3 protein-coding genes and 1 pseudogene are annotated in these 6,003 nt (G+C 70.3%); 3 read left to right on the top strand and 1 reads right to left on the bottom strand.

Going from position 1 to position 6,003, the window contains the following annotated elements; all coding sequences use genetic code 11:
- Positions 1-446: 446 nt before the first annotated feature.
- From ddaH to HDR73_RS07135, 3 genes are all read left to right on the top strand, one after another.
- Positions 447-1,631 (top strand): dimethylargininase, encoded by a 1,185-nt coding sequence (ddaH, locus tag HDR73_RS07145; RefSeq protein ID WP_012299854.1) that lies wholly within the window; start codon positions 447-449, stop codon positions 1,629-1,631.
- A gap of 685 nt (positions 1,632-2,316) precedes the next feature.
- Entirely contained in the window at positions 2,317-4,083 is a 1,767-nt protein-coding gene (locus tag HDR73_RS07140) for an ABC transporter ATP-binding protein (protein ID WP_223842791.1), read from the top strand.
- Entirely contained in the window at positions 4,080-5,888 is a 1,809-nt protein-coding gene (locus tag HDR73_RS07135) for an ABC transporter ATP-binding protein (RefSeq protein ID WP_012299852.1), read from the top strand. Before HDR73_RS07140 ends, HDR73_RS07135 begins: the two co-directional genes overlap by 4 nt.
- Positions 5,889-5,898: 10 nt before the next feature.
- Here HDR73_RS07135 and HDR73_RS07130 read toward each other — a convergent pair.
- Positions 5,899-6,003: pseudogene (locus HDR73_RS07130) on the bottom strand (IS481 family transposase); the annotation flags it as partial.

The following is a 6,003-nucleotide window of genomic DNA, read 5'->3' as shown; positions in this document are numbered from 1 at the left end:
TACTGCAGGGGGGACCCTGTGGGAGAGTAGGACACCGCCGGACTTAACTTGAGAACGAACGGGGAGGCCCGTCGCACATCGTGCGGCGGGCCTTTCTGCGTTAACACGGCCTCCCGATGGTGCGCGGTACGGCGGGCGGCCGCAACCGTGGCGTGCGAATGCGGAGGGCACCGACCGTCGGCCGCCTTCTCGAACATGTCGTGCACGGCGACGGATTCCGTTGCTCTCGGGCAGACCCTGTCAGCCGCCTCACATGACGGTCATAAGGCGTGCCGTTATCGTCGTCGTTCGTGACCGAATCCCCCGAGAACGCCCGCACATCCGGCCAGCCTGTCGAGCCCGCTGATGAGGGATCTCCGACGAGTCCCTCGACGTCCACGTCCGTCCGTCCGTCCGGCGCCCGCCCTTCACGCGCGGGTGCATCGAGCGTTCCTCTCGGCAGGGCGTTGTCCGCCGCGCTGGTCTCCGCGGGCGTTTCGGCGATCCTCGGCTTGCTCTTCAGCGTCCTGACGCTCTTCAGCTCCAACCAGCCGAGCGCTGCCGTGCTGGTGACGCTCCTCGACTACTGGACCGTGCACACGCTCGTTGCGTTCGTCCTGCTGGCCGCGCTGGCGGGGGTCGGGATGCATCGGCGACTGTGGACGTCCATCCTCGGCTCGGTGGCCGCGGCCGTCGTCGGCGCGCTGACCGGCAGCCTCGTGGGCGCGCTGGGGCAGGGCGCCACCGTCACCGGCGACATCGTGGGTCCCCTCCTGGAGACGCTCCTCGGCCTGAACCTCATGTTCGTTCTCGGCGTCGCACTGGCATCGATCCTGCTGGGCCGACGGCTGTGGGCTCGGCTCGTCGGGGCGGGCGACGCTGAGGTGGTGCGCGAGCGCGTCGCCCTCGTGCGGATCCCCTCGTCGCACCTGGCCGACGGTGAGCTGACGCATCTGGACCGCCGACCCGTGGACTCCGAGCTCGCCGACCAGCAGTGGGAGCGCTACGTCCTCGCGTTCGAGGAGGCCGGGTGGTCCACCCGGGAGGTCCCGCCGGCCGACGACCACCCCGATTCCGTCTTCGTGGAGGACGCCGTGCTGGTCCTCGGCACCACCGCCGTGCTGCTCACCTCCGGGGCCGACTCCCGACGTGGCGAGCGCTCCGGCGTGGAGCGGGCGCTCGAGGACATGGACCTCCAGGTGACGTCCATCGACCTGCCGGCGACCATCGACGGGGGGGATGTGCTAGAGGTCGGGCGCACGCTCTACGTCGGCGCCAGCAGCCGGACCAACGCGGCGGGGATCCAGCGTCTGCGCGAGATCGCCCGACCCCTCGGGTACGCCGTCGTGGGTGTGCCGGTCAGCCGGACCCTGCACCTCAAGTCGCAGGTGACGGCACTGCCCGACGGCACCGTCATCGGATACGAGCCGCTCGTCGACGAGCCGCGGCTGTTCCCGTCGTTCCTCCCCGTGCCCGAGGCCGAGGGCACGGCCGTCGTCGCGCTCGACGACGACACCCTGCTCGTCTCGGCCGCTGCGCCGCGGACGGCGGACCTGCTCCGCGGCCTGGGGTACGAGATCGTCGCCGTCGACATCAGCGAGTTCGAGAAGCTCGAGGGCTGCGTCACCTGCCTCTCGGTCCGCATCGGCTGACGCCGGCTGCGCGCTCGTCCGCGCGAACCGCACGAGCCCGGCCCGCATCCTCGGATGCGGGCCGGGCTCTTGTGCGTGGGGTGCGGACGTCCCTATCCTGGAAGGTTGCCTGGGGTGGCCATTCACGTGGTCGATCGGTGCGGCCCACACGTGAATCGCATACGCAGCCAGGGAGGGTGTCATGACTACGACATCGACGACATACGCACGCACGACCTCGAACCGGATCGGCGTGACGGCCGTCGCTGTGCGCCCTGCCTTCCGCGGTCCGCTCCGCTAGCTGACCATCCCGCTCGACGCCCCGGCGTCGGGCGACGGCGGGCCACTGGTGCAGGCAGGGCTCGGCGGCTCCGCGCATCGCGTCACGCCACGACACGTCACGTCGGCGTCGCCGACGTGCTGGACGGCCGGTGGCCGCGGGCGGCGAGAGTGCTTGATCCGATCCGTCCGTCCAGATCCGCTCGCACCCAGCCCGGCGAGTCGTGCCGGGAACCGCCCGCCGCTCGCGCTCCACCCACCCACATCCTCCGCCGCGCGCGTCCTCACGCCCGTGGCCGCAGAGCACGTCCGGCCGTGCATCGGCCGACTACAGAAGGAATGACACGTGTCCACCTCACCGCCCGCATCGCCCGACCAGGCGCCGTCCGAGCGGCACGGCCCCCGGCCCGGCACCATCGCCGTGCTCATGCGGCTGCTGCCGTTCGCCCGGCCCGCCATGCCCAGCATCATCGCGGGCATGGTGGTGGCGCTCATCGGCTCGCTGCTGTCGCTCGTGATCCCGCAGATCCTCCGCGGGCTCGTCGACGGACCGCTCGGCGACGGCGACTCGGCGGCCGTCGTGCCCGCCGTGCTCCTGATCCTCGGCCTCGGGATCCTCGAGGCCGCGATGATCGCGCTCCGCCGCTGGTTCGTGCTGAAGCCCGGCACGCTCATGGAGGCGGACATGCGGAACGCGTTCTACCGGAAGCTGCAGCGGCTCCCGGTCGCGTTCCACGACCGGTGGCAGAGCGGGCAGCTGCTCTCGCGCATGGTCAGCGACCTCAACCTCATCCGGCGCTGGATGGCCTTCGGCCTGGTGCTGTTCATCGTCAACATCCTCACGATCCTCGTGGGCATCGGCTTCCTGGTCTCCATCGACTGGCGCCTCGGCCTCGGCTTCCTCGTCTGCTCCATCCCGCTCTGGGTCTACGGCTACCTCTTCGAGCAGAAGTACTCGTCGGTCGCCCGGCTCAGCCAGGACCAGTCCGGCGACCTCGCGACGAGCGTCGAGCAGTCGGTGCACGGGATCCGCGTGCTGAAGGCCTTCGGTCGCGGCAAGCACATGCACGACGCGTTCGCCGAGCAGGCGGAGGAGCTGCGCGGCACGGAGATCAAGAAGGCGAAGGCCATCGCCGGCATCTGGCTCTGGCTGCTGCTCGTACCGGACCTGACCTTCGCGCTGGCGCTGCTCGGCGGCGTGCTGCTCGCGGCCGGCGGGCAGATCTCGGTGGGCGACCTCGTGGCGTTCTTCGCGACCGCGGCGGTGCTGCGCTGGCCGATCGAGTCGGTGGGCTTCCTGCTGTCGATGACCTTCGACGCGCGCACGGCCATCGACCGCTACTTCGAGGTGATGGATGAGGACGACACGATCACGGACCCCGCGACGCCCGTGCGCATCCAGGAGCCCCGTGGCCGCCTCGTCTTCCGCGGCGCGCGCTTCCGCTACCAGGATGCCGTCCCGGGCCAGCCCGACCTCATCGACGGGGTGGACCTCGACCTGCAGCCGGGGGAGACCATGGCGCTCGTCGGGATCACCGGCTGCGGCAAGTCCACGCTCACGGCGCTCACGACCCGGCTGTACGACGTGACGGGCGGCAGCGTCGAGCTCGACGGCGTGGACATCCGCAACCTCGGACTCGAGGAGCTGCGCAGCCGCATCGCGATGGCGTTCGAGGACGCCACGCTGTTCTCCTCGAGCGTCCGCGACAACGTGCTGCTCGGTCGCCCGGACCTCGCCGACGGCGGACCCGAGGCGGAGCGCGTGCTGCGGGAGGCGCTCGATATCGCCCAGGCCGGCTTCGTGCACGACCTGCCCGACGGCGTCGACACGACCGTGGGGGAGGAGGGGCTCAGCCTCTCCGGCGGGCAGCGGCAGCGGCTCGCGCTCGCGCGCGCGGTCGCAGCGGCACCCGACGTGCTCGTCCTCGACGACCCGCTCTCGGCGCTCGACGTCGACACGGAGGCGCTCGTCGAGGCGGCGCTGCGCCGCGTGCTCGCGTCCACCACAGCGCTGATCGTGGCGCACCGCCCCTCGACCGTGATGCTCGCGGACCGGGTGGCGCTCATGCAGGACGGCCGCATCACCGCGGTCGGCCGGCACTCCGACCTGCTCGCCACGAGCGAGCACTACCGGTTCGTCATCTCGAGCCTCGACGTGGAAGGGAACACCGTGCGCGAGGAGGCCTCAGCATGAGCGTCACCGGAGTCACCGGCGAGGAGAGGGACGACTTCTCCCGCGAGGAGAGCAAGCAGATCCGCCGCCGCTCAACGCGGCTGCTCGTCAGCACCATCCAGCCGGTCAAGCGGACGCTGATCCTCACGGCCGCGACGATCCTCGTAGCCACCGCGGCGAACGTCGCCGGGCCCGCCCTCATCGGCATCGGCCTCGACCGCGCGCTCCCGGCGCTCCTGGACACCGGCGACTTCACGGGCCTCGCGCTCGTGATCGGCGCCTACGTCCTGGTGGCGATCACGGGGGCCGTGCTCGTCGCGAAGTACCAGGTGATGTCGGCGCGCATCGCGCAGGAGATCCTTCTCGACCTCCGCAAGCGCATGTTCCTGCACACGCAGAAGCTGAGCCTGGAGTTCCACGAGACGTACACGTCCGGCCGGATCATCTCCCGCCAGACGAGCGACCTCGACTCGATCCGGGAGCTGCTGAACGGCGGCATCAACCAGCTCGTGCAGGGCGCGCTCTACATGGCGTTCACCGCCATCGCGCTGTTCTCGTTCGACTGGGTGTCGGGCCTCGTGCTGCTCGCAGCGCTCGTGCCGCTGTTCTTCCTGAGCCTCTGGTTCGCCGTGAAGTCGCAGGCGCTGTTCCGCCAGACGCGCGTGAAGTCCGCGCGGCTGATCGTGCACTTCGTCGAGACGATGACGGGCATCCGCGCGGTGAAGGCCTTCCGCAAGGAGAAGCGCAACGCGGAGGAGTTCTCCGAGCACGTGGAGGGCTACCGCGACACCAACATGCGCGTGATCCAGGTATTCGGGATCTTCGACCCGGGTCTCATCCTCATCGGCAACGTCACGGTCGCCGTGGTGCTGCTCGTCGGCGGCCTCCGCGTCGCGGACGGGCAGCTCGGCATCGGCGCGCTGCTCGCGGTCGTGCTCTACACACGGCAGTTCTTCGGGCCGGCGCAGGACATGGCGATGTTCTACAACAGCTACCAGTCGGCGTCGGCCGCGCTCGAGAAGATCTCGGGCGTGCTCGAGGAGGAGCCGAGCGTGCCGGACCCCGTGCAGCCGGTCGACCTGTGGGAGTCCACGGGCCACGTCTCCTTCGAGGGCGTCGAGTTCGGCTACGGCAAGGGCAAGACGATCCTGCCGCGCTTCGACCTCGACATGCCGGCGGGGCAGACCATCGCACTCGTCGGATCCACCGGCGCGGGCAAGACGACGCTCGCGAAGCTCATCTCCCGGTTCTACGACCCGTCCGACGGACGCGTGGCCCTCGACGGGATCGACCTCCGCGACCTGCACCCGAAGGACCTCCGCCGCGCCATCGTGATGGTGACGCAGGAGGCGTACCTCTTCTCCGGATCCGTCGCCGACAACATCGCGATCGGCAAGCCGGACGCGACCCGGGGCGAGATCCGGGCGGCCGCGGAGGCCGTAGGGGCGCACACGTTCATCGAGTCGCTGCCGGACGGCTACGACACCGACGTGAACAAGCGCGGCGGCCGGGTGTCGGCGGGGCAGCGCCAGCTGATCTCCTTCGCGCGGGCGTTCCTCGCGGACCCGGCCGTGCTGATCCTCGACGAGGCGACGAGCTCGCTCGACATCCCGAGCGAGCGACTCGTGCAGCAGGGGCTCACCACCTTGCTCGCCGACCGGACGGCGATCATCATCGCGCACCGGCTCTCGACCGTCGCGATCGCGGACCGCGTGCTCGTGATGGAGCAGGGCCGCATCGTCGAGGACGGGACCCCGGAGTCGCTCATCCAGGGCACCGGCCGGTTCTCGCAGCTGCACGCAGCGTGGCGGGAGTCGCTGGTCTAGCTGTACTGGGTCATGACGTTGGTGACACTCGGGCCGCGGGCGTGAGCCCGTGGCTTGAGTGGATTCGTTCAGTGTTGTAGTGCTCGATGAAGGGGTCAAGCGCGTCGGCGCGGTG

The organism is Clavibacter sp. (assembly GCF_014802555.1).
Classification (GTDB): Bacteria; Actinomycetota; Actinomycetes; order Actinomycetales; family Microbacteriaceae; genus Clavibacter; species Clavibacter sepedonicus.
This window is presented reverse-complemented; position numbering and strand designations above follow the sequence as displayed.